18 protein-coding genes are annotated in these 23,934 nt (G+C 64.4%); 10 read left to right on the forward strand and 8 right to left on the reverse strand.

All coding sequences use genetic code 11. The annotated features are described in order from the left end of the window. Positions 1–11: 11 nt before the first annotated feature. The gene (locus RT460_RS12280) at positions 12–3,044 is read right to left on the reverse strand and encodes a carboxypeptidase regulatory-like domain-containing protein (RefSeq protein ID WP_313319247.1); all 3,033 of its coding nucleotides are present in this window, start codon (positions 3,042–3,044) and stop codon (positions 12–14) included. A 353-nt stretch (positions 3,045–3,397) separates the two neighbouring features. Here RT460_RS12280 and RT460_RS12285 point away from each other — a divergent pair, with 353 nt between their 5' ends. The 5 genes from RT460_RS12285 (at position 3,398) to RT460_RS12305 (ending at position 9,948) form a co-directional block, all read left to right on the forward strand. Beyond that, positions 3,398–5,047, forward strand: a complete 1,650-nt coding sequence (locus RT460_RS12285; protein ID WP_313319248.1) for a M28 family metallopeptidase — start codon at positions 3,398–3,400, stop codon at positions 5,045–5,047. A 122-nt stretch (positions 5,048–5,169) separates the two neighbouring features. After that, positions 5,170–7,149 (forward strand): hypothetical protein, encoded by a 1,980-nt coding sequence (locus RT460_RS12290; RefSeq protein WP_313319249.1) that lies wholly within the window; start codon positions 5,170–5,172, stop codon positions 7,147–7,149. Positions 7,150–7,469: 320 nt separating this feature from the next. Beyond that, positions 7,470–8,822 carry a histidine kinase gene (locus RT460_RS12295; protein ID WP_313319250.1) on the forward strand — a complete coding sequence of 451 codons (1,353 nt, stop codon included), beginning with the start codon at positions 7,470–7,472 and terminating at the stop codon, positions 8,820–8,822. Then, entirely contained in the window at positions 8,812–9,585 is a 774-nt protein-coding gene (locus RT460_RS12300) for a LytTR family DNA-binding domain-containing protein (protein ID WP_313319251.1), read from the forward strand. The genes RT460_RS12295 and RT460_RS12300 overlap by 11 nt, the downstream gene beginning before the upstream one ends. Positions 9,586–9,612: 27 nt before the next feature. After that, positions 9,613–9,948, forward strand: a complete 336-nt coding sequence (locus tag RT460_RS12305; RefSeq protein WP_313319252.1) for a hypothetical protein — start codon at positions 9,613–9,615, stop codon at positions 9,946–9,948. Positions 9,949–10,180: 232 nt separating this feature from the next. On the opposite strand, the gene RT460_RS12310 is transcribed toward RT460_RS12305, so the two are convergent. Then, entirely contained in the window at positions 10,181–10,783 is a 603-nt protein-coding gene (locus RT460_RS12310; RefSeq protein WP_313319253.1) for a hypothetical protein, read from the reverse strand. 321 nt (positions 10,784–11,104) lie between these two features. On the opposite strand from RT460_RS12310, the gene RT460_RS12315 reads away from it, so the two are divergent. Continuing rightward, positions 11,105–12,031: an oxygenase MpaB family protein gene (locus RT460_RS12315; RefSeq protein WP_313319254.1), complete on the forward strand. Its 927-nt coding sequence runs from the start codon at positions 11,105–11,107 to the stop codon at positions 12,029–12,031. 234 nt (positions 12,032–12,265) lie between these two features. Here RT460_RS12315 and RT460_RS12320 read toward each other — a convergent pair whose 3' ends face one another. Further along, positions 12,266–14,371 carry a M13 family metallopeptidase gene (locus tag RT460_RS12320; RefSeq protein ID WP_313319255.1) on the reverse strand — a complete coding sequence of 702 codons (2,106 nt, stop codon included), beginning with the start codon at positions 14,369–14,371 and terminating at the stop codon, positions 12,266–12,268. Between the two features lie 326 nt (positions 14,372–14,697). Between RT460_RS12320 and RT460_RS12325 the strand changes: the two genes are divergently transcribed. Further along, entirely contained in the window at positions 14,698–17,646 is a 2,949-nt protein-coding gene (locus tag RT460_RS12325; RefSeq protein WP_313319256.1) for an EAL domain-containing protein, read from the forward strand. On the opposite strand, the gene RT460_RS12330 is transcribed toward RT460_RS12325, so the two are convergent. Beyond that, positions 17,638–18,540 carry a LysR family transcriptional regulator gene (locus RT460_RS12330; protein WP_313319257.1) on the reverse strand — a complete coding sequence of 301 codons (903 nt, stop codon included), beginning with the start codon at positions 18,538–18,540 and terminating at the stop codon, positions 17,638–17,640. The genes RT460_RS12325 and RT460_RS12330 overlap by 9 nt on opposite strands. A 99-nt stretch (positions 18,541–18,639) precedes the next feature. On the opposite strand from RT460_RS12330, the gene RT460_RS12335 reads away from it, so the two are divergent. Both RT460_RS12335 and RT460_RS12340 read left to right on the forward strand, forming a co-directional pair. After that, positions 18,640–19,452 (forward strand): class III extradiol ring-cleavage dioxygenase, encoded by an 813-nt coding sequence (locus tag RT460_RS12335; RefSeq protein WP_313319258.1) that lies wholly within the window; start codon positions 18,640–18,642, stop codon positions 19,450–19,452. Between the two features lie 168 nt (positions 19,453–19,620). After that, a complete protein-coding gene (locus RT460_RS12340) occupies positions 19,621–21,264 on the forward strand; it encodes a Na+/H+ antiporter (protein WP_313319259.1) in 1,644 nt (547 codons plus the stop codon). A 128-nt stretch (positions 21,265–21,392) separates the two neighbouring features. Here RT460_RS12340 and RT460_RS12345 read toward each other — a convergent pair whose 3' ends face one another. Next, entirely contained in the window at positions 21,393–21,641 is a 249-nt protein-coding gene (locus tag RT460_RS12345; protein ID WP_313319260.1) for a DUF3297 family protein, read from the reverse strand. Positions 21,642–21,771: 130 nt separating this feature from the next. Here RT460_RS12345 and RT460_RS12350 point away from each other — a divergent pair, with 130 nt between their 5' ends. After that, the gene (locus RT460_RS12350) at positions 21,772–22,314 is read left to right on the forward strand and encodes a hypothetical protein (RefSeq protein ID WP_313319261.1); all 543 of its coding nucleotides are present in this window, start codon (positions 21,772–21,774) and stop codon (positions 22,312–22,314) included. Between the two features lie 93 nt (positions 22,315–22,407). Here RT460_RS12350 and RT460_RS12355 read toward each other — a convergent pair whose 3' ends face one another. From RT460_RS12355 to RT460_RS12365, 3 genes are all read right to left on the reverse strand, one after another. Beyond that, positions 22,408–22,692, reverse strand: coding sequence for a DUF4031 domain-containing protein (locus tag RT460_RS12355; RefSeq protein ID WP_313319262.1), 285 nt, complete (start codon positions 22,690–22,692; stop codon positions 22,408–22,410). Positions 22,693–22,706: 14 nt separating this feature from the next. Next, positions 22,707–23,186, reverse strand: coding sequence for a hypothetical protein (locus tag RT460_RS12360; RefSeq protein WP_313319263.1), 480 nt, complete (start codon positions 23,184–23,186; stop codon positions 22,707–22,709). 278 nt (positions 23,187–23,464) lie between these two features. Further along, positions 23,465–23,934: OmpA family protein (locus RT460_RS12365; protein WP_313319264.1), on the reverse strand; the 470-nt coding region annotated here is incomplete at its 5' end.

Genomic DNA, 23,934 nt, shown 5'->3' on the forward strand with positions numbered 1-23,934 from the left:
AGGCTGTTTAATCAGAAGTCGTAGGACGCGCTCAAGCGGACCGAACGCGGCGAGGTGTAGTAAGTGCCGATATTGTAGGTATTGGACACCGTGTACGGCCCATCCTGTGCCTGCGCTTCGCTCTGCACCGGCTTGAGTTCGTTGAACACATTGAACACATCCAGGCCAAAGGCCAGCTTGTGGTCGGCGAAGGACGGACGGTATTGCACGCCCAGATCCAGCCGCTTGGTCCACGGCTGGCGGCCGGCATCACCCGGGCTCGACGAAGCACCGAAGCAGGAGTGGTACGACGAGCCGTAACCCAGCGGATCGTCCTCGTTGGTGCCGTAGTAGCCCAGGCAGCTCTTGGGCATGCCGGATTGCACGCGCAGGGTTGCCGAAGCAATCCACTCGTCGTTGATCTTGTAGGCACCGTACGCCTTGAGCTGGTGGCGACGATCATTGGCGAGGTAACCGCCGGCGTATGCCATCAGCGCAGCCGCGTCCCAGTCCTGGGTCTTGGATACGTCATCCTGGCCGATATCCGACTTCACCTGACCTTCGGTATTACCGAAGTTGCGCGACCAGGTGTAGTCCACGCGGCCGTACCAATTGTCGGTCATCGGGTGTTCCAGGAACAGATCCACCGCGACGTAGTTGCGCTTGGCCTTGTTGTTGCCGTAGCCCCAGTCCTGGCCGTTCATCTGCACCTGGGTGTAGCCGGAGCCGTCGACATTGGCCAGCATGAAGGTGTTGGTCTTGCCCGGGTTGAAGATCAGGCAGCCGGGGATGTCGACCGAGTCCGGGTCCACGCCCATCGCAGTGAGCTTCTCAACCATGCGGTCGCTATCGCAGATGTCGTCGATGGCCGTCTGCAGGCGCCGGAAGGTGACCTTGGCACCGCTGTTCCAGGAGTCGCCCAGGGTCTTCTCGAAGCCGAGGATCAGCTCATCCTGGTATTGCGATTTCAGGTCCGTCGGTGCGACCGAGCGCGGGTCCGGGGTCTGGCCGTATTCGTTGTTGGCCGAGATCGGGCCATCGCCCAGCGCGGTCAGCCCGGTCGGGTTGCCGTCTGCGTCGATGCCGGTATAGGTGAAGTACTCGCGGGTGTAGGTCGAGGCGGAGGCTCCGCGGATAGCCACACTGTTGGGCAGGGCCAGGTAGTAGCGGCCCAGGTTGGCGAATACCTTCAGCGAGGAATCACCAAACACGTCCCAGCTTGCGCCAAGGCGTGGCGCCCACTGGTTGCCGCTCTCGACATACGGCACGGCCGAGCTGTTGAAGTTGGTGAACTTGTCGTTGCGCAGGCCCAGGGTGACCAGCCAGTCCGGCGTGATCTGCCAGCGATCTTCCAGGTAATAGGCCTTCTGCTCCACGCTCATGCTGGTGGTGGTGGAGAAGATGTACTTCTGCACGTAGTAACCGTTGCCGCCGGGCGCGGCGATATCGAAAGCGGCGTTGGGCGAGGCGCTGGGGTTGGCGAGCTTGCCGTAAATCCAGGCGTAGCCCGGACCGTTCATCGACTGGCCTTCGTTGTAGGCATTGAAGTACATGTTGTCGATGCCAGCGGTCAACTCGTGGTTGCCGATGCGGTACTGCAGGTCAACGCTCAGGCCGCGGCTCTTGTTGCTGGCATCAGGCGACTTGCCGACGTAGGTCGCCGAGGAGTTGCGGATCGGCGTGCCGCCGGTGATCGACGGGTCCTGGCTGGCGGTGCCGCTGAGGTAGGGCTGCGAGGTTTCGGCCGGGTTGAACTCCAGGTTTTCCTCGTTGCTGCGACCGTAGGTGGCGCTCAAGGTCAAGTCATCGGTCAAGTAGCCGGTGTACTTGAAGATGTCGTAGGTGTCCTTGAGCTTGGTGGTGTTGGGATAAACACCGGTACGGTCGCCCTCGGTCAGCGTGTCGTAGTCAAAGGCGGTGTAGTAGCCGGCCTGGCGATCGGTGTTCTGGATACGGGTGTATTCCAGGGTGTTGTTGTCGTTGATGTTCCAGTCGATCTTGCCGTAGAACTTCGGCGAGCTGTAGCTGTAGTTGTTGCGGATCTGCTGGGCTGCAGCGCTGTTGCCGGTGGATACGCCTTCGGTCTTGTCCGACTCGGCAGCCAGATGGATGAACAGACGATCTTCGATCAGCGGGCCACTGACATAGCCGCTATAGGTCGTGCGCGTTGCTGCATCGTTGTTGCGGTAGCGGTACAGGGTGCCCGGCAACGAGTCATCGGTGTAGCCATAGCCGCTGGGCAGGGTGGCACGTGGGTACCAGATGTCACGCGGCGATGCGGACAGGCTGTCCGGCGACCAGGTGGTCTGGAAGCCGAAGTGCCATTCGTTGGTGCCGTGCTCGCCGAGCTGGTTGATAACGCCACCGGTGGAACGGCCGTAGCGGGCGCTGTAGCCACCGGTGAAGGTTTCCTGCTGGTCGATCGAACCGTACGGCAGGCTGACACCCCCCATGTTGCTCAGTGGGTTGGAGGTGTTGTAGCCGTTGATGTAGTAAGCATTTTCGGTAACGCTGGAGCCGCCGAAGGACAGCACCGAGCGCGAGCCATTGCTGAACTCGCCGCTGCCGGCGACCACACCCGGAGCCAGCAGGGCGATGGCCTCGGCGCTGTGGCCCAGCGGCAGCACGGCCAGCTGTTCAGAGGTCATTACCGACTTGGAGACCGTGTTGGTCACGTCGATCTTCGGTGCATTGGCGGCGGTGACAGTCACTGCATCCAGGTTGGTAGCGCCTTCAGCGCCGCCGAAGGACACCTCGGTGCCCATGCCGACTTTCAGCAGCACGTCCTGGCGGGTGTCGATGACCTGGCCGTCGCGCTGCAGGGTGATGGCGTATTTGCCTACCGGCAACGAACCCAGGTTGTAGCGGCCGTTGGCATCGACCGTCACGCTGCGCTTTAGGCCGGACTCGTTCTGCACTGTGATCGTACCGCCGGCTGCAGCCGGGGCACTGCCGTACAGCGAACCGGTGGTGCTCTGTGCGGCGGCGGCGCCGATGACGGACGTGAGAACCACCGCCAGCGCGGTACGCCTGAAGGTGCGCTGGTTGCGATTGAAACTGCTCATTGAAACCCCTCTGAGATAAAAGTTGGCGGGCGCCCCTTCCCCGACTTCATGAGTCGCCCTGGCCAAAAGGTTTCACGGCAATGCAACGGGCCATGGTGGTCGCTGACACATGGCGGCAACAATTCCCCGCTAATGGATGGCGGCGCTTGCGCTGGGTTGATGTGCCCACCAGCGGCCACCGCCATCAGCAGCGCCCGCCGATGGCTTTTCGGGCCGGGGGATTGCCGGTCGTAGCGTGCGGGTGCCAGGCCTGGGGTAGTCCACTGGCGAGGGGCGCGACAGTGCACAACGACACTGCACGGCGGCACGCGGCTGGCTAAACTCCAAGGGTTGACTGACCACTGGAGTACCGCGTGAAACGAGTTGTAATCAGCCTGTTGGCGATGTCCGTGTCCACGGCCTTGATGGCCGCCCCGCCGAAGTTCGACGGCGCCCGTATCTCGGCCGATGTGAAGGAGCTTTCCTCCGACGCCTATGAAGGCCGCTCGCCGGCGACGGCGGGTGAGGAAAAGACCATCGCCTTCCTGAGCAAGCAGTTTGCCGATGCCGGCATGCAGCCCGGTGGTGACCTGAAGGACGGCCAGCGCCTGTGGACCCAGGCCGTGCCGCTGCTCAAGGGTGATATCGTCGGCAAGCCGGAGCTGTCGCTGAGCAGCCAGGGCAAGCCGCAGACGCTGACCCAGGGCCAGGAAATCGCTGTGCGTGCAGCGATGAACGGGGCAAGCCAGGTCGATATCCGCAACGCGCCGCTGGTGTTCCTGGGCTATGGCGTCAAGGCGCCGGAGCGCAACTGGGACGACTTCAAGGGCGTCGACCTGAAGGGCAAGATCGCCGTGGTGCTGATCAACGACCCCGATTTCGAGTCCGGCGCCGGTGATTTCGACGGCAAGGGCATGACCTATTACGGCCGTTGGACCTACAAGTTCGAAGAGGGCGCGCGCCAGGGCGCCGCCGGCGTGCTGATCGTGCACGAAACCGCACCGGCGTCCTATGGCTGGGCGACGGTGGCCGGTTCCAATACCAACACCATGTTCGACGTGGTCCGGCAGAACCCGGCCGAGGCACACCCGGCCCTGGAAGGCTGGATCCAGCGTGATCTGGCGGTAGACCTGTTCAAGCGCGCCGGCCTGGATTTCGAAGCACTGAAGAAGCAGGCGCAGTCGCGCGACTTCCAGCCGGTGGAACTGCAGGGTGAGACCTTCTCGGCCAATTACCAGGTCAAGAACGAGGTGATCACCTCGCACAACGTGGTGGCGCGCCTGGAAGGCAGCACGCATCCGGATGAGACCATCATCTACTCCGGCCACTGGGATCACATCGGTGTCGGTGAGCCGGACGCGCGTGGCGACCGTATCTTCAACGGCGCAATGGACAACGCCTCGGGCACTGCGGCCTTGGTTGAACTTGCGCGTGGTTTTGCCTCGCAGCCCAAGCCGCAGCGTTCGGTGGTGTTCCTGGCGGTGACCGCCGAAGAGAAGGGCCTGCTCGGCTCGGAGTACTACGCCAACAACCCGTTGTATCCGCTGGCCGAAACGGTGGCGGTGATCAACATGGACGGTATGTCGCCGTACAGCCCGTCGCGTGATTTCGGCATCTATGGCACGGCCAAGGTGGAACTGCTGGATCAGCTCAAGGACGTGGCCAAGGGCTGGGACATCCGCTACACCCCGGACACCAAGCCCGAAGCCGGCCTGTTCTTCCGCTCCGATCACTTCCCGTTCGCCAAGCGCGGCGTGCCGGCGTTGTCCTACGGGGCAGGGCAGGACTGGATCGACGGTGGCGTGGCCGCCGGCAAGAAGGCCTCCGACGAGTACACCGCCAAGCGCTATCACCAGCAGGGCGACGAGTGGCAGGCCGACTGGACCTTTGCCGGCGCAGCCCGCGATCTGGAAGTGCTGTACACGCTGGGTGAGAAACTGGCCAACTCACGCGACTGGCCGAACTGGAGCCCGGAAGAAAGCTTCCGCGCGGTCCGCGACGCGAGCGCCGCAGAGCGTAAATAAGGCACAACGCAAGTGCGCTTGAAGCCCCTCTCCCGTGGGAGAGGGGTTGGGGTGAGGGCCGTAGCTGCACAACGTTTGAGGCTCGTCCCGCTCCTCGCTTTTCGCACCACCAAGGAAGACCCATGCCAAATACCAGCGCACGCCGCGCAATCCTCTGCCTGGCCTGCACGATTTTTCCGATGGCAGCACTCGCCTCGCCATTGCCGCCGAACTGGCAGATGCTTCCCAGCAATCAGCAGGAACCGGAAAAGGGCCTGCCCACTGCACTGCAGACGCCGCTGCTGGCCAAGAACCAGCGTCTGCTGGGCCAGGTGGAGCTGGTGGTGTCCCTACCGTTCGATCAAGTGCTGCCGGTGGTACAGGCCAGCCTGGCACCGCTGGGTACGTTCAAGGCTCCGGTGCAACGCACGCGCGTGGCCTACATGGAACACGGCTGGGGCAATGTGCTGATTGCCCGCCGCCCGGAACTGAAAGCGGAGTTCATCCGTCGCTATCGCATGCCTGCACTACGCACGGCAGTGGAGCAGGGCGCACTGCTGGCTGAAGAACTGCCAATACGCGAACAACGCCTGCAGCGCGATCCCACGGTCGATGCGCTAAGCGACAGGATGGCCGAGTTGCAGGTCGACTTCGCCAGCTGGCAGGCCAGCGCCGAGCATAAACACGGCATGCTCGGGCGCGCCAAAAGCACGATCGAAGTGCGGGTCATGCAGATCGACGAAGCGCTGGGAAAGCCGGCCACGGCGGTAACCCTCAGCCGCACCGATGATTGGCCAAACCCGGATGGCGGCATCATCGACCAGCTGCGCGAGTTCAATGTGATGGGCGGCGGCCCCTCGCCCCGGCTGCGCCGACGCGGTGTACCGCAGTCCCTTTTCACCCCCGTCTACGACGCGCTGCGCAAGCTGCCCGCTGCAGCCTTGCAGGTCGGCGTAGGTAGCGCTGATTGGCAGCTGCCGTTGCAGGCTGACAGTCGTATCGTCGAGCCAACGCTGATCGCGCCGGGCAGCAGCAAGGATGCTACGGCCGCGCAGCGGCTGCTGACGAGCGAAAGTGGCCAGTACTACGACATGCGACCGCTGGCCGACGGCAGCGTGTTGTTGCTCAGCGGCTACCCCGATGCCTTGTGGCGCTGGGCGCCAGGCATGGGCAATACGCCGCAGCGGCTGTGGCAGGCCGCAGGCGATGCCGGCCGGGCCGGCTTGAGTACCGACCCGCAAGGGCGCACTGCGTGGCTGGCTGTGCAGCAGCACGTGGTGACGTATGCCGTCGGCCAGGCGGCTGCGACATCGCATCCGGTGCAATGGGCGGGCAACGTACGCCAGCCGATCAGCGGCGGCTGGAACTGGACGCAGGATGGGCTGGGGCAGCCACAGCCCTACGACCATGCTTTGGACGGCCGCGGCGGCATCCGCGACGTGCTGCGTGTATTGGAACTTCAGGCTGCGCCGGCGGCCGAAGGCGTGCCTTGGGTTTATGCGCAGAAATTCGATGCGCCGCGGCAAGGCGTGGTCGGCGGCTATCCCGGCAATGCGCTGATCAAGCCGGTGCGCTGGGACGGACCGGGACAGGGCTTCTGGGTGGAAGACCCGGCTGGCTTGACCGAGCTCGACGTGAGCAATGGCCGTGTCAGCCGCGTGCTGCCGCTGCCGCGCCGGTTCGGCGAGGTGGATGTCCATGACGATGCCGGCATGGCGCAGTGGGTGCCGACGCCGATGGGTTCGGCGGCCGGTGGCTGGGTTGCGGTGGGCTTCGTGCTGATGGAAGGGTCGCGCCGCAATCCGGGCATGCATGTGATTGATGTGGCCAGCGGAAAGCTGCGGCATTCACTCACGTTGCCGGGTCTGGATTCCTTGAATGCCGCGACAGCATCTGCCGATGGTCGAATGTTGGCGTTGGGCAGCAACGGCGGCGGTACGCCGGTTCTGACGGTATGGAACCTGGACAGCGGCAGGTCGCTCAGCTTGAACCCGAGTCGTTCGGCCTGCTGGGACCTGCGCCAGCTGCACTGGGCCCCGCAAGGTGATGCCCTGATAGGCCTGTGCGGTGACGGGGTTGCCCGTTGGCCGTTACCGGCGGACTGGCAAGCCAAGCCCCTGTAGCACCGAGACCTGCGCGACAGAGGCTTGCCGAGCCATGCTCGGCAGGCGCTTTCCCAATAAGGCCCGCACCACGTAGCCCGGGTAAGCAGCGCGCACCCGGGGCAGTCCGCGCAGAGCCCCCGGGTGCGCTGCGCTTACCCGGGCTACCGGCAGACACGCGCGATTCCGATGCTTGGCGGCTTCCGCCGCGGTTGCCGATGCCCGGGGCTTCCATCGTCGCCAATCCGGGCTTGATCGCCTTTTCCCGGCTTTCGTCGCAAGCCGCTTGCAGCCCCGTGGCGGACGCCTATGCTCGCTCCCAATCCTCTCGGTGACTGACCATGTTCGCCAGCCTCTTTCTCGGTTTCCGCATCCTCGCTGCCTGGGCACTGACCCTTCTGGCCGCGGCCTTCCTGTGGAGCGGCCTGTTCAGTGGCATGGACGAAGCGCCCGGCTGGATCTTCGGGCTCGCGGCGATGGCCCTGTCGGTGTTCGCGCTGACCTCCGTGGTCAGTCACATCCGGCGCGTCACCCTGATCGCTGATCGCATCGATTCGCAGACCCTGGCCAACCGCCATCGCCGCCAGGTCGAGCTGCCGCTGGATGCCCCCAGGGCGTTCGCGTTGCTGGAGCAGGTGATCGGGCAGATGCCGCGGATCGAGCAGCTGGAGCGTTCGGTCGGTACCCTGCAGCTGCGTGCCACCCAGCGCCGCGCAGATCCCTATGGCGAACGCCCGCCGTCGCGGTGGAACCCGATGGCACGGCTGGCCATCAAGCACAACCAGATCACCGCACGGGTCATCCCCGGCGTGGATACCAGCAGCGTCACGCTGTTCTTCGAGCCGGATGCCGGCGCCTGGGTGGACCTGCTGCTGCTGGACGAGGGCAGCAACTATGAGAATGCCGAGGCCATCACCCATGCCCTCAGTGGCAAGGTCGCCCAGCAGCGTCGTGAGGAACGCGAACACGTTGCACGCACCGAGGCTGAGAAGGAACTCAGTGTTGCCCGCCTCAACCTGTTGCATGCCCAGGTGGAACCGCACTTCCTCTACAACACGCTGGCCAATGCGCAGGTATTGACCCGCAGTGATCCGCTGCGTGCCGAGCAGATGCTCGGTCACCTGATCCAGTACCTGCGCAGTTCGCTGCCGGGCATCGATCAATCGGTGTCCACGCTGGGGCAGGAACTGGAGCGTGTGCAGGCCTATCTGGAGATCCTGCGGATACGCATGGGCTCGCGGCTTGCCCTGCAGATCGATGTGCCCGAGGCCCTGCACGGCATCAGCCTGCCGTCGATGTCGCTGCAGACGTTGGTGGAGAACGCGATCAAGCACGGCCTGGAACCCAAGAGTGGTGGCGGCACGGTGTGGATCCTGGCCCGCGAGCTGGACGGCCAGCTGACCATCACCGTGGCCGACGATGGGCAGGGCATCAGCTCGGACAACAGCGGTACCGGGATCGGCTTGAAGAACCTGCGCGAGCGGCTGCGTTTGAGCTGCGGTGAACAGGCCACGTTGGCCTTGGTGTCCAATTTCCCCAGTGGCATGGCCGCCACCATCAGCCTGCCGCGACGTGGACCCGTTGCAGCGGTTACGGGCGGGGGCGCCCCGGCCCCGGCCCCGGCCGCCGTGCCGTCGGTGCCAGTGGCCACGGTCCAGATACCTGCGGTACCGGAGGTGCCCCATGCACCTTGATGCCCTGATCGCCGAGGACGAGCCCCTGCTGCGGCAGTCCTTGCTGGACCAGTTGCAGCGCCTGTGGCCGGAGTTGCGCATCGTCGCCGAATGCGAAGATGGCGCTGCCGCACTGGAGGCCCTGGATAGCCACAAGCCCGACCTGGCCTTTCTGGACATCCGCATGCCCGGCATTACCGGCATCGACGTGGCCCGCGCGCTGCAGCAGGTGAGTCCGCAGACCGAGGTGGTCTTCGTCACCGCCTATGACCAGTACGCGATCAGCGCGTTTGAACAAGGCGCGATGGACTACCTGCTCAAGCCGGTCAGTGACGAACGCCTGCTGGCAACCCGTCAGCGCGTATTGGCACGTCGGCAGAGTGGCAGCCCCGACCCGGGCATGCTGGAGCGGCTACTGCAGCAGTTGGCGCGACAACCCTCGGCGGCACTTGCCGCGCCACCGCTGGCCTGGATCACCGCCAGCAATGGCCGCGAAACCCGCCTGGTGATGTTGGACGAGGTGCTGTATTTCCGCGCTGACAGCAAATACACCGTGGTGGTCACCGCCGACGAGGAGCTGCTGCTGCGTAGTTCCCTGCGTGAACTGGCCGCCGCGCTGGATGCAAACAGCTTCCGCCAGATCCACCGCGGCACCATCGTCAACATGAAAGCGGTGGCAGCAGTGAGCCGCGACGACAGTGGGCGCGGCGTGCTGCGGCTGAAGCAGCGGGCCGAGACATTGGTAGTCAGCCAACCGTTCATGAGTCTTTTCCGCGGCATGTGATGCCGCCTGGTCAGCCGGAGAATCACCATGCATTACCTCACCGTTCTGCTTGGCAGCCTGTTGTCGATGCTGGGCATACACGAATCCCCCGGGCAGACCTCGGTTACCCGCATCAGTGGCGAGCAGAACCTGCTCAGCCGCACCACGGTCAACGCCGGTGTGGCGCGCTTCCAATGCCTGCAGAGCGACAGCGGTCGCTGCGGCTATCAGGTTTATCGTGAGCATTGCGATGCCGCTGCTGGCGGTGCAGGGCAGGTCTGTAACCGCGAAGCCTTGCAGGACTTCGTGGTGGTGGTGGGCAATACACGCATCGTTGACGGCTTGCCGGCCGGTTTTGCGCAGCAGGTGAGCATCCGGCGGTGAGTTTGGTTGTGCCGTGTTGAAGCGCACCTCTCTCCCAAACCGCGCGCCGCACCCCGGCCTTGCGTTGACGCAAGCGCGCTGGAGTTCAGGCACTTTCTGCACCTGCAGCTTTAGCCCCTCTCCCCTTGCGGGAGAGGGATTGGGGAGAGGGGGAAGTTACGCCCTCGGTTCCCAGACAAAAAAGATCGCCGCGACAAAGCGCGGCGATGAGGAGCAACAAAGGGGAATAACGTCAGAACGCAGGTTGCAGACGCAGCCCATCGTCGCCAATGTGGTTCAGTTCGCCGACCAGCATCGAGTGCTGCCGCATCCGTCCCAGTTCACGCATGATGCGGATGTCTTCATGGCGCAACTCGCGGTTGGCCGTGACCGCCTGCTTGTAGTCCAGCACTTCCGGATAGTGCTTGGCCATCTCCAGCGCTTCGGCCACTTCATCGACGCTGTCGGCGTCGGAGCTGATGCGGGCGCGGCTGTTGAAGGCTTTCATCCAGCGCTCGAAACCGGCGGTGCGGTCGAACATGTTGGCCATGAACCAGATCACGAACAGGATCGAGATCCATGAGCCGAGCACGATCACCACGCGGGTGAAGGTGATATGGAAATCATCACGCCACAGGTAGTTGGTGATCAATCCCAGGATCAGCAGCGACGATGCCTGCCAAAGTACGATCGACGCCATCAGCCATTGGCACTTTGCCTTGGCCAACAGGTTCACTTCCTCGCGTATCTGCTGGTCGCTCAGCTTTTTCCAGTGGTCAACCTGCTTTTCAAACGGGCTGTGATACAGCTCGTTGTCTTCCAACAACAACCCCAAACCTCGAAACAACGCGATCATGTTGAGCTCCTTGCAGTAACTATCTGGAACGAGCGACGGATGCAGCGTGGAACGGTCAGGCGCTTCAAGTTCTAGCACTTTCATCGTGCTTGGCAATGGGGGCGGTGCGAAGATGGCGGCGCTGCCGGCAGTAGGGGTACAGCCTGGGCGCCCGGGTTTTGCGTTGCATCATCAGGCAAGTGGCGGGCATTACGCGTTCCGCAGCACTTTGGTGCTGCGGTTGCACAATATTTCGTTACCCGGCCGAGGATGAACGAAGGCACCGGTGCCGGCAGGGGGGATGGGGCCCAGTTGCGCAGCCCTGCCGCTAGGATAGGGTCCATGTCGTCCCTGTTCAGACCCGTTTCCTCCGCCGCCACTGCCCACATCCGCCGTTGGGTGCTGGACGCCTTTCCACGCGACCAGAGTGGTGTCGCCTACGACACGCCATTGGGCGACCCGGGCTGGTTCGGCCCGGACAGCGTCACCTGGCGCATTCATTCCGAATTTCCCGGCATGCTCGCTGGTGGTCTATGCGCCCTGATGCTGCAGTTGCTGCATCCGCGTGCACTTGCCGGCGTCTACGATCATTCCAACTTCCGCCAGGACCTGGTGGGGCGGCTGCGCCGCACCACCAGTTTCGTCGCCGGGACCAGCTATGCACCGGCGGGTGAGGTCGAGAAGTTGATTGCACGCGTGCGCCGTATTCATGCGCAGGTGGTTGGCACCTTGCCCGATGGCCAGGCCTATGCGGCCGATGATCCACAGTTGCTGACCTGGGTGCATGTCACCGAAGCATTCGGGTTTCTTGAAGGATGCCGACGCTATTGCCGTGACGTGCCCGTGGCCATTGCCGACCGTTATTACGATGAGTACCGGCGCGTTGCCGAGGCCTTGGGTGCGCGCGACGTGCCATCCAGCGAGGCGCAGGTGTACGCGTACTTCCACGCGCAGCAGGCGCAGCTGCGCATGGATGCGCGTTCGCGCGAAGTGCTGGATGTGCTCACCGAGGTACGCCTGCCGGTGCCCTTGCCGGGGGTTTCGCGCGATGTGTTTCTTGCGGCCGGCGCGGCCTTGCTGCCGGAGTGGGCGGTGCAGCTGCTAGGACGCAGCAGGGGGCAGCAACTGCAATCGGTGGTCGCCGCGCGCGTGCTGCGCAGCGTTGCACCGTTGTTCCGCATTGCATTGAACGATGGCATTTCCACACGTGCCTGCAAGCGGGTAGGGCAGGTGCCTGCGGTGCTGTCTACGTGGCCTGCCCCGGCCTGACCAACGCGTATCTAGGGCCGGGCCATGCTCGGCAGAGGCCTTACGAGCAAAAAACAACCCCTCCCCAACCCTCCCCCGCGCCTTCGGCGCAAGGGAGGGCGTTGTAGTGCCGAGCCATGCTCGGCAGGGCATTACCGGCAAGGCTTCTGCCGAGCATGGCTCGGCACTACAGGAAACAAGAAGCAGGAAACAGGCGCCATGGGCGCCTGTCTCCAAAAACAAAAACGCAGCCTGTTACCAGACCTTTACCCGCTTCTCCGGTGCCAGGTACAACTTCTGGCCTTCCTTGACCTCGAACGCGGGGTACCAGGCGTCCACGTTGCGTACGGTCAACGCACGGAACTGGCCCGGTGCGTGCACGTTGGTCAGCAGCGAGTTGCGCAGGGCCTGCTCACGTGCCTTGCTGCGCCACGCTTGGGCAAAGCCGAGGAAGAAGCGCTGGTCCGGGGTGAAGCCCTCCAGCGTTTGCTCCTGCTTGCCCTGCAACGACAGCCGGTAAGCATCGTAGGCGGTGCCCAGGCCGGCGACGTCGGCGATGTTCTCGCCCAGCGTCAGGCGACCATTGACGTGTACACCGGGGAACGGCTCGTAGCTGTCGAACTGCATGGCAAGCGCATCGCCGGCGGCGTTGAACTGCTTCAGGTCGTTCGGCGTCCACCAGTTGTGCAGCTTGCCGGTTTCGTCGAACAGCGCGCCGGCATTGTCGAAGCCATGGCTGATTTCGTGGCCGATCACCGCACCGATGGCGCCGTAGTTGATGGCGTCATCGGCGGCACCGTCGAAGAAGGGCGGTTGCAGGATCGCCGCCGGGAACACCAGGCGGTTCTCCAGTGGCACGTTCATCGCATTGATGGTCTGCGGCAGCATGGCCCACTCGCTGTGGTCCACGGGTTGGCCCAGCTTGGCGATATTGCGCTGGTATTCGAACAGCGAGGCGCGCTGGGCGTTGCCCAGGGTGTCGTCGCGCTTTACTTCCAGTGCGCTGTAATCGCGCCACTTGCTGGGATAGCCCATGTCCACCTTCAGGCCGTTCACCTTGGCCTTGGCGTGGGCCTTGGTTTCCGGCGACATCCAGGCCAATGCGTCGATGCGCTTGGCGAAGGCGGCGATGATGTTCTTGGCCATTTCATCGGCGCGTGCCTTGGTGGCCGCATCGAAGTGACGCTCGACGTAGATCTTGCCCACGGCCTCGCCAACGGCGGTGTTGGTCTCGGCCACGGCGCGCTTCCAGCGATCACTCTGCTGCGGGGTGCCGCTCATCGCTGTGCCGTGGAAGGCGAAACTGGCATCGGCGAACGCCTTGGGCAGATAGGGCGCGGCTTCATCCAGGGCATGGAAGGCCAGGTATTCCTTCCATACGTCCAGCGGCTCGCTGGCGACCAGCTTGGACAGGCCGTTCACCGCCTTCGGTTGCCACACGATGAAGTCCTGCTGTGCGCCCAGGTTGGCGCCATCGAGGAAGGCCGCCCAATCCATGCCGGGTGCCTTGGCAGTCAGGTCGCTCTGCTTCCAGGCGTTGGCGCCCTTCTGCACGTCGTTGGTTTCTTCCTGGGTGGCGTGGGCGCGGGCGATCTTGGTTTCCAGCGCAACGATGCGTGCTGCCTTGGCCGCTGCATCCTTGTCGCCGGACAACTCAAGCAGCTTGGCAACATAACCTTGATAGGCCGTACGCAGTTCGGCCATGCGGCCGTCCTGCAGGTAGAAGTCACGGTCCGGCATACCCAGGCCGCCCTGCACCAGATAGGGTGCGTTGCGATCCGGCTGCAGCAGGTCCACCGAGACCCAGACGCCAAACAGGTGCGGGGTATAGAAGTTGGTGGCGTTCAGCAGATCCACATCGGCGCGCAGGCTGGCGCCCAGGGTGCGTGCCAACGCCTGCTTGTCGGCGATGCCGGCAATGGCTTGCAGCTGCGGCTGGATCGGCGCCACGCCGCGCGCTTCGATGCCGGCTTCGTCCATGAACGCTGCGTAATAGTCACCGATCTTACGGACATCGGCAGCATCGGCCTTGCCAGCTTCTTCCATGATCGCGCGGGTATCGGCCAAGGTTTTTTCGGCGATCACGTTGAAGCTGCCGTAATTGGAACGATCGGCAGGGATCTCGGTGCGCTGCACCCAACCACCATTGGCGAAGTCGAAGAAGTTGTCGCCGGCGGCGACGGTGCGGTCCATGCCATCGGCATCAAAGCCGAAGCTGCCCAGCTGCGCCTTGGGCGCGGCCTGTGCAGGTGCTGCGGCCGGGCTGCTGGCAGTGGCCGGCGTTGCGCCGTCCTTGTCGCAGCCGCTCAGCGCGAGCGAGGCACCGATTGCAAGCATCAGCAGGGAACGTTGCAAAGCCATGGCAGTATCCAGAAAGGTTGGGTTGCCAAGTCTAGACCTGTGCTGGCGCTCAGGCAGATACCGATTTTGGCACTTGATGTGCGCGCCGGCGTGTGGCGTGGCAAAGATTTTTCTCACAAGCCCTTCACGCCGATGGCCCTTGTGCGGCATGCTTGCAGGCAACCCGCTGCGGGTGGTGTCTGGGGAGGCGCTGGCAGTGCGGCGGTCACACGTTTGTTTGATGTCGTCGCTGGATCCCCATCCGGCGGCACCCTTGGTGCCAAAGCAGTCGTTGGATCAACAATCGTGAACACAAAACGCCTTCCTTTGCTGCTCCGGACATCCTGGTGAGCCGAGCACCTGCCCATCCGGTGCGGGTAATCGCCATCGCGGGTGTGCTGGTGGCCATCCTGCTGGCGGTCGCGCTGACCATGATGTTGTGGAACGACCGCAGCACGCGTTTGCAGGCCGCACAGCGGCAGAGCGTGGCGCTGGCCAGCGGCAGCGACCGTTTGCTGCGTGCGCAGCTGATCACCATGGAGCGGGCCTTGCGCGGCAGCGCCAACGATGGCCGCGAACTCTATGCGCGTGTCCCGGAACAGGCCCCGGCATTGTTCGAGGCGAGTCTTCGCGGCGTCCTGGAACGCAACCATGACCTGGTATCGATCACCCTGGTCGACGGCCAGGGCCGGCCGCTGTCATCCGGGCGCGGTGATCCAACGCTGCCTCAGTGGGTCATCGCACAGAACCGCGTGTTGAGCGGTGAGTTGTATGTGGGCGCGCTGGAGGAACTGCCGGGCGGGCACTGGACAGTGCGTAGTGCGCTGGCGGTACAGCCGGGCCAGTGGCTGCTGGCGCGGGTGCGGCTGGGAACATTCCAGGAAGTCGTCAGCGGGCTGGACCTGGGCCGCGACGGCGTGGCCTCGATCGGCAACCGCTATGGTCAGTTGCTGGCACACAGCCGTGACCCAGGGCGCCTGGTGGGCAAGAAGCTGCCGACGCCCATGTCCATCATTCCCGCGTCCAACGACGTCATCGCACGTGGCGTCGTGGTCAGCCCATCGGACGGCCAGCTGCGTATCGCGGCGGTCAGCGTGCCGCCGGATTACCCGCTGATCCTGTTCACCGCGCTGTCCTACCAGGAGGTGATGGCGCGTTGGTACGTGTTCCTGTATGCGGGCATAGGCATTTACCTGCTTTATCTGCTGGGCCTTGCCTACCTGCTGTTCGCGGTTGATCGCAGTGCCAGGCACCAGGCCCGCCTGGGCGATGAGTTGCGCGCGGGCAACGCTGAGCTGTCGCTGGCCCATGAAGTGGGCAAGGTTGGCACCTGGTACGTGCATGGTGAGCCGCCGCAACTGGTCTGGTCCGAGCCGACCCGGCAGATGCTGCATCTCAAGGGCAACAGCGCATCCCTGGAGCAGTTCCTGGCGCAGGTGCATGAAGACGAGCGCAGTTCGCTGAAGGACAAGCTGAGCATGGCGCGGCAAGGCCACGGTGCGCTCAATGTCGGGTTCCGGTTGAAACTGGCCGATGGCTCATGGCGCTGGTTGTCCACCCGCGGCGAACTGGTCGGCGAGGAAGGCAGTACGCGACGCCTGGCCGGCGCGGTGGTGGACGTGAGTGAGCGGGTGCAGTTCGAAGAGCGCGCCGAAGAGGCGCAACGCCAGTTCCGGCTGGTGTTCGACCGCAACCCGGCGCCGTTCTGGATTTTTGATCTGGTGACCTTGCGCTTCATGGAGGTCAACCAGGCAGCCGTGGCGCAGTACGGCTACACCCGTGAGGAATTCCTGGCGATGTCGATCCTGGACATCCGGCCGCCGGAGGAATGGCCCGACATCCGCCAAAGCGTGGCGCGCGCGCTGCGCGGCGAGCAGGAAGGGATGAAGATCAGCACCCATCTGCGCAAGGACGGCACCGCCTTCCAGGTGCAGGGCCATTTCGCCAACCTGGAGTTTGCCGGGCGCAACGCCAGCCTGGTGTTGGCCGAAGATGTTAGCCAGCGCCTGCGCTATGAAAGCGAGCTGGCCTACCGGGCCAGCCATCACGCCGGCACTGGCCTGCTGACTGTTCGCGCGCTTGCCGAGAAGCTCGATGCCGGCAACAGCGGCTACACCATCGCCCATGTGCAGCTGCGTGGCCTGCAGATGATCACCGACACCCTGGGCCGCGAGGCGGGGGAGGACGTGCTGCGGGCGGTAGCCGTGCGCCTTGGCGGGCTGGCGGCGCGGTACGGCCTGCTGGCGCACCAGCCGGCCGAGGATTTCGTACTGGCGATCCAGAGCAGTACCGATGTGGAGCGGGCGTTGGAGGCCTTGTTGGCGGCCGTGGCCGAGCCGGTGCGCGGCCGTGACACCCTCAATCAGCTGGAAGCGCGTGTGGGCGTGGCCAGTTGCCCGGTAGATGGGGAACTGGCCGAGCAGGTGCTGGGGCGCGCGGCCCAGGCCGCCCATGCCGCCCGTGAAAGCGGTGCAACCCTGCTGCGCTTCGAGCCGGGCATGGCAGCCCATTACACCGAGCGCCTGCAGTTGGCCGGGCGCATCCACATGGCGATCGACCATGGCGAGTTCGAGCTGCACTTCCAGCCGATCCGGCACGCAGCCGATGGCAGCCCGGCGGCATTGGAAGCCCTGCTGCGATGGCCGCAGCCGGATGGCAGCTACATTGCACCGGCCGATTTCATCCAGCTGTGCGAGGACACCGGCCTGATCATTTCGCTGGGCCGCTGGGTAATCCATGCCGCCGCACGCGCGCAGCGGCAACTGGTGGCTGCCGGCTGGGGCCAGCTGCCGATCGCGGTCAACGTCTCGGCGGTGCAGCTGTTCAACAGCGACCTGGTCGGCGAGTTCAGCCGCGCCATGCACGAATTCAAGCTGCAACCGGGCGCGTTGCAGATGGAGTTGACCGAAAGCGTGCTCATGCGCAATCCCACCCAGGCCCTGCAGACCCTCGGGCACCTGCATGCCAATGGCATCGGTGTGGCGTTGGATGATTTCGGCACCGGCTTCTCCAGCATGTCCTATCTGCAGCACCTGCCGCTGGACTCGCTGAAGATCGATCGCGTGTTCGTTACCGATGTGGAGACCAATCCGCGCAATGCCGCCATTTGCCGCGCCCTGCTCTCGCTGGGCCACAGCATGGGGCTGTCGGTGATCGCCGAGGGCGTGGAGACCGATGGTCAGCACCGTTGGCTGGCCGCACACGGCTGCGACCAGGTGCAGGGCTACCTGCTGGGGCGGCCGATGCCGTTGGAAGAGATCCTGGTGATGCTGGACCGCAGCCGCCGCTCAGAGTGAGTTCTCGGCTTCGGTGTCCAGGCGCTGCACAAGATAGTCGATGAAACTGCGGACCTTTGGTGCCAGATGGCTGCGGCTGGCGTAGACGGCATAGATGCCGATCGGCGCGGCCTCCCAGCCGGGCAGCACCGGCACCAGCCGACCGTCGGCCAGGGCCTGTTCGATGATGAAATCCGGCTGGCTGATGATGCCCATGCCGGCGATGGCGGCCTCCCGCAGGACCTCGCCATTGTTGGCGCGCATGCGCGGCTGCAGCGGCACGCTCACTTCCCCTTCGGGCCCGGACAAACTCCATGTTTCGCCGTCGGCCGCATAGGTATAGGACAGGCAATCGTGTGCGGCTAGATCCTGCGGGGTAGTGGGCATGCCCCGCTTGGCCAGATAGGACGGCGCCGCACACAGCGTGATGTGCGCCTGGGCCAGACGTCGCGCGATCAGGCTGGGCGCGGGCTGGCGGGTGATGCGGATGGCCAGGTCGAAGCCCTCTTCGACCATGTCGACCAAGCGGTCAGACAACTGCAGGTCCAGTTCCACCTGCGGGTTGGCCGCGCTGTAGTCCGGCAGCAGACGGGCCAGTCGCGTGATGCCGTAGCTGACCGGCGCATTGATCCGCAACCGCCCCGATGGCTGCAGCGCCTGGGCGCCCACCGAGGCCTCCAACGCATCGAACTCGGCCAGCAGTTGCAGGCAGCGCTGGTAGTACATCGCGCCGATGCTGGTCGGGCTGACCCGGCGCGTGGTGCGGTTGAGCAGGCGCGCAGACAAGCGCTTTTCCAGCGCTGCGATCTGCCGGGTTACCGCGGCGGTGGACAGGTCCAAGGCCTCGGCGGCAGCGCTGAAACCATTGCGCTCGACCACCGCGACGAACACCCGCATGGCATCGATGGTGTCCATTGTTTCCGTTTTCGCAATAAAACGTTGACGCCGAGATTATTTGTTGTCCACACCTTGCGCAATAAGCTGGCAACTGTCCCCTTCCCTTGGGAGTGCGCCATGAGCTCGTTGCTACCGTCCCTCTACATTTCGCATGGTTCGCCAATGACCGCCTTGCGGCCGGGTCAGGTAGGGCCGCGCCTGGCCGAACTGGCCGCCGGGCTGCAGAAGCCGCGCGCCATCGTCATGGCGTCCGCGCACTGGCTTGGCCGCACGCCGATGGTGTCTGCTTCGGCGCAGCCGCCGACCATCCACGACTTTGGTGGCTTCCCCGAGGAGCTGTACCAGCTGCACTATCCGGCACCGGGTGCGCCGGCGCTGGCACAGGAGGTGGCTGCGCGCCTGGACAAGGCGGGCTTGAGGCCGGTGATCGATCCCAATCGTGGCCTGGACCACGGCGCCTGGGTGCCGCTGCGCTACCTCTACCCCCAGGCCGATATCCCGGTGCTGCAGGTGTCGATCCAGCCCTCGCTGGGGCCGCGCCACCAGTTCGAGGTCGGCCGCGCGCTGGCGCCGCTGCGCGAACAGGGCGTGTTGCTGATCGGTTCGGGCAGCATCACCCACAACCTGCATGACTGGCACAACTACGCGCAGGGCAAGGACGCGCCTTACGTGCGGCCCTTCATCGAGTGGATGGAACACAAGCTGCGTGGCGATGATCTGCCGGCGTTGTTTGATTATCGCCAGCAGGCACCCTACGCCGCGCAGGCCCATCCCACCGATGAGCACCTGCTGCCCTTGTACTTCGCCATGGGTGCGGCAGGCTCGGAGGCGTTGGGTGCGCAGCGTATCGATGCCGGCATCGACATGGGTTTCCTGGCGATGGATATCTACCGTTTTGACGGTGTGCCTGCAGCCAAAGCCGCGGCATGAACCTGCGCGGGATCACCGCGCGATGCAGGATTTGATGGCGTGAAGAGATGAATGTGCGTTGGGTGCTTGCCTGTCGCGCATTCATTCTCTACTCGCATTGTCAGCACGCTGTGCTAGTTTTTCCGGGTCTATGGCGCTGTCGGGTTCGCGCCGATTTCTGGAACACGCATGCATACGATTGAAGTCGTCCTGGCGATGCTGGTGGCCGTTGTCGCCAGCGGCTATCTGGTCAGAATCCTGCCGTTCTCGCTGCCGCTGCCCCTGGTGCAGATTGGCCTGGGGGCGCTGATATCCGGCGTTTTCAAGCGCGGCCACGCGCTGGAGCCGGAGATGTTCTTCCTGCTGTTCCTGCCGCCGTTGCTGTTTCTCGATGGGTGGCGCATTCCCAAGCAGGGCCTGTTCCGCGACAAGGGCGCCATCCTGGAGTTGGCGTTCGGCCTGGTGGTGTTCACCGTGGTCGGGGCAGGCCTGCTGATCCATTGGTTGATCCCGGCCATGCCGCTGGCGGTGGCGTTTGCCTTGGCGGCGATCATCTCGCCCACCGATCCGGTGGCGGTCAGCGCGATCGCTTCGCGCGTGCCCATTCCCAAGCGGCTGATGCACATCCTGGAAGGCGAGTCGTTGTTGAACGACGCCTCCGGCCTGGTCTGCTTCCGGTTTGCGGTGGCAGCGGTAATGACCGGCAGCTTCTCGCTGGCGCAGGCCTCGCTGACCTTCCTGTGGGTGGCCTTCGCGGGCCTGGCCATTGGTGTGGCGGTGACCTGGTGCGTGTCCACGTTCCAGCGCTGGCTGTGGCGTGGCTTCGGTGAAGAGCCGGGCGCTGCACTGCTGGTCAACCTGCTGATTCCGTTTGCCGCGTACCTGCTGGCCGAAGAGCTGCAGGCCTCGGGCATCCTGGCGGCGGTCGCCGCCGGCGTCACCATGAGCTACGTTGAACTCACCGGCCGTATCAGCGGCAGCATGCGCGTGCAGCGCAATGCGGTCTGGAACATGGTGCAGTTCACCTTCAACGGCATCATGTTCGTTTTGCTGGGCGAGCAGTTGCCGGGCATCGTTGAGCGCGCGGTGGAGACCATGTCAGTCACCGGCCATCACAGCCCCTGGTGGCTGGTGGTCTACGTGCTGGCGATCAACGGCATGCTGGTGGCGCTACGCCTTATCTTCGTTTGGCTGTCACTGCGTTGGAACCTGCTCAAGGCACGCCTGCGTGGCGAGAAGGAAACCACTACCCAGTGGCGGGTGATCCTGGCGATGTCGGTGGCCGGCGTGCGTGGCGCGATCACCTTGGCGGGTGTGTTGACCTTGCCGTTGATGATTCCCGGCGGCGAGCCGTTCCCGGCCCGTGACCTGGTGATCTTCCTGGCCGCAGCCGTGATCCTGGTGTCGCTGGTGGGCGCCAGCCTGTTGCTGCCACGGCTGCTCAAGGGCCTGGAGCTACCCAAGGACGACAGCAGCCGGCGCGAGGAGGACCTGGCACGCAAGGCCTCGTCCAAGGCTGCGTTGGCGGCGGTTGAAAAGGCCCGCCAGCAATTGGTGGATGGGCAATCCACCAGCGCCGTGCAGCTGCTGAACGATGCCGCGGCGCGGGTCAGTCTGCTGTACCAGCGCAATCTGGAAAAAGGGCAGGGACCTGACGAAGATCCGGAGAAGGTGCGGCGCATGGAGCAGGCCTACCGCAGTCTGCGCACGGCGGGGCTGAATGCCGAACGTGAGGAGCTGTTCCGGCTGACCCGGCGCGGGCAGGTGTCCGATGAAATCGCTCGCAAGCTGATCCGCAACCTGGATCTGCTGGAGAGTCGGCAAAGGGACTGAGGGGGCAGTTGGGAACCTCCAGCCCTTTTTTCGCGTGCGGGAGAGGGGCCGTAGCGAGATTGTTTGCGCCCTTGAAGCCCCTCTCCCGCATGCGGGAGAGGGGCTGGGGTGAGGGCAAGCTGTCGCTCTTAAGCGTTCTTCAACTCAAGGAAATACGGCTCGACCGTGCCCTTGATCTTCAGCGTCATCGGGTTGCCACGGCGGTCACGGGCCTTGCCGGCCTGCACGCGGATCCAGCCTTCGGCCACCGAGTACTCCTCAACGTCATCGCGCTCGATGCCATTGAAACGCACGCCAACGCCGCGTTGCAGGGCTTCGGCATTGTGGAACGGGCTCTGCGGGTTAACCGCCAGATGATCGGGAGGGGTATCGCTCATATCAGTGTTTCACTGAAGGCCACCGTGGCCCTCTTCGGGGCGCAAGGATAACCGCTGTGACGCGGCAAGGCTTTCGCTGTCGCGCTGCGGGCGGCAGAATGCGCGCCAAACATGTAGTGGAAACGGTCCCATGCCAGACAACAGCGCCGATTACGAAGACAGCGACGAACTGCAACCGGATTTTGAAGAAGACGACCATCCGGCGCGGGTCTGGAACCTGCTGTGGCTGATCAACCCCGGCGACGAAGACGCCGCCCTGCAGCAGTTCGATGGCTGGCGCGAAGCGCGCGCAGGGGCCGAGGACGACGCCAGCGACGAGCAATGGCTATGGGACCTGAAGGACGCCATCGACTGGCGTTCAGGTTTCTACGTGGATTGGAAGGACACCGATTCCTTCGTGGCCGCGCTGGACGAAATGGCTGCGCGCTGGAACCTGGACATTGCCTGGGGCGGCGACTTCGATGATGAAGACTTCACTGCCGACCTCGACGTGCCGACCTTGATGACCACCGCCCACGACCGCCTGCGCGAGCACGGTTACACGGTGTGGAACTGGAACACCGGTGGCGACGCCTACGCCGGTTGGGTGGCGCTGAGCCGCGATGACGAAGCGATGCTGGCGCTGTGCTCGTTACTGGGCGTGGAAGTGCGCCCTGGCAGCGACCCTTTTTGAGGCAAAAAAACAGGTAACAGGAACGAGGAACCAGAGAAAGCGGGAGCCAAGCTGTTTTGACCTCGCTGGTTTCCGGTTTCTGGTTCCTGATGTCTAGGTTCCGGCTTCAACGTACAGCGCCCGCGCGTTGGCAATCACACGGCGGACCAGTGCGCGATCGGTATGCCGTGAAATCGCCTGCGCGCCCAAGGTGATGGCCTGCTCGCGCAGCGGTGCTGGCACGTCATAGTGCACGCCGCTGGGCCGATTCTGGAACGCCCTGCGGGGAATGCCGAGCTGCTGCGCCAGCGCATGCAGCTCGGGCAATGTGTCGGCCATCAGATGCGCCCAGCGCTCACCGCGCCAGGGATGTACCGCATCGTCGATATAGACCGTCACGGCAGGCCTGGGGCTCAGGGCTTGGGCTTGTCGTCGCTGCTGTCAGCGTCGGCGGCCGGGACTTCTTCGGCGACATCGACCACGTCGGTGGCTTCCGCGGCGTCTTCGCCTTCCACGCCTTCAAACTCGGCGACCAGGCCGGCCAGGTAATCGTCGGCGGTCTTGCCTTCATCGGCGGCCAGGTCGTCGATCATCTGCTGCAGCGCTGCGGAGTATTCCAGGGTGACCTTGCGGCCTTCCTTCTCCTGCACATTGGCCAGGTGCTTGAGCATGGCCAGCATCGGCACCGGGTTGTCGGCATTGCCCATGGTCTGGCCACCGATGGCCAGCAGCCATTCATTGCCCTGCAGGCCGATGGCGGCCACTACCTGGCCTTCTTCATTGACCAGCACGGCGTGGTTCTGCACGGGCTGCTGGGCGTTCAGGCGGGCGAACGGACGGCGCGGGGCCTGCTTCTTGCGCTTGTCGCGCTTGGCTTTGGAGAGCTTGGACATGGGATTGGGCTAGTGGAAAACGATGCCCATTGTAGGCGCCAAGCCGGTTTGGCGTTTGCGAGGGTCGGGCAGGGAGGTTTCATCCTGTGCGCTGAATGCTGAAAGCACCCCTCCCCAACCCTCCCCTTGGCCTGCGGCCAAAGGGAGGGGGCTGTTCGTGCAGCCCGGCGGAATCTGGACGCAGGCCCGCTTTCGCCCCCTCCCTTTGGCCGCAGGCCAAGGGGAGGGTTGGGGAGGGGTAGCTTCAAGGGAGCCGATAACCGACAGAACACCAGCCCTCAATCCACCGCCGAAGGCACCCCATCCACTTCCACGTCCGCGGCCGCATTGGACGGCAAGGCCAGCGTGGCAGCCTCATTGAGCGCGGCCGCCTCGGCCTCCTTGGTCATCACCACAATGCTGATGCGGCGGTTGATCGGGTTCTGCGGGTTGATCTTGTCGAACAATGCCGACGAAGCCAGGCCGACCACTCGGGCCACCTTGGCTTCCTCCATGCCGCCTTCCAGCAAGGTGCGACGCGCGGCGTTGGCGCGGTCGGCACTGAGCTCCCAGTTGCCGTAGCCGAGCTGGGTGGAATAGGCGGTGGTGTCGGTATGGCCGGTGATGCTGATGTGGTTGGGCACCTGGTTGATGAAGTGCGACAGCTCCACCAGGATCGTCTTGGTATACGGCATCAGGCGCGCGCTGCCGAGATCGAACATCGGCCGGTTCTGCTTGTCCACGATCTGGATGCGCAGGCCTTCCGGGG

Origin of the sequence: Stenotrophomonas sp., assembly GCF_032061965.1 — a bacterium.
In the GTDB taxonomy this organism is placed as follows: domain Bacteria; phylum Pseudomonadota; class Gammaproteobacteria; order Xanthomonadales; family Xanthomonadaceae; genus Stenotrophomonas.

Coding starts and splice junctions, on each gene's coding strand:
- RT460_RS12280 (WP_313319247.1), bottom strand. CDS start 3,044: ATGAGCAGTTTCAATCGCAACCAGCGCACCTTCAGGCGTACCGCGCTG.
- RT460_RS12290 (WP_313319249.1), top strand. CDS start 5,170: ATGCCAAATACCAGCGCACGCCGCGCAATCCTCTGCCTGGCCTGCACG.
- RT460_RS12295 (WP_313319250.1), top strand. CDS start 7,470: ATGTTCGCCAGCCTCTTTCTCGGTTTCCGCATCCTCGCTGCCTGGGCA.
- RT460_RS12300 (WP_313319251.1), top strand. CDS start 8,812: ATGCACCTTGATGCCCTGATCGCCGAGGACGAGCCCCTGCTGCGGCAG.
- RT460_RS12305 (WP_313319252.1), top strand. CDS start 9,613: ATGCATTACCTCACCGTTCTGCTTGGCAGCCTGTTGTCGATGCTGGGC.
- RT460_RS12310 (WP_313319253.1), bottom strand. CDS start 10,783: ATGATCGCGTTGTTTCGAGGTTTGGGGTTGTTGTTGGAAGACAACGAG.
- RT460_RS12315 (WP_313319254.1), top strand. CDS start 11,105: ATGTCGTCCCTGTTCAGACCCGTTTCCTCCGCCGCCACTGCCCACATC.
- RT460_RS12320 (WP_313319255.1), bottom strand. CDS start 14,371: ATGGCTTTGCAACGTTCCCTGCTGATGCTTGCAATCGGTGCCTCGCTC.
- RT460_RS12330 (WP_313319257.1), bottom strand. CDS start 18,540: ATGGACACCATCGATGCCATGCGGGTGTTCGTCGCGGTGGTCGAGCGC.
- RT460_RS12335 (WP_313319258.1), top strand. CDS start 18,640: ATGAGCTCGTTGCTACCGTCCCTCTACATTTCGCATGGTTCGCCAATG.
- RT460_RS12340 (WP_313319259.1), top strand. CDS start 19,621: ATGCATACGATTGAAGTCGTCCTGGCGATGCTGGTGGCCGTTGTCGCC.
- RT460_RS12345 (WP_313319260.1), bottom strand. CDS start 21,641: ATGAGCGATACCCCTCCCGATCATCTGGCGGTTAACCCGCAGAGCCCG.
- RT460_RS12350 (WP_313319261.1), top strand. CDS start 21,772: ATGCCAGACAACAGCGCCGATTACGAAGACAGCGACGAACTGCAACCG.
- RT460_RS12360 (WP_313319263.1), bottom strand. CDS start 23,186: ATGTCCAAGCTCTCCAAAGCCAAGCGCGACAAGCGCAAGAAGCAGGCC.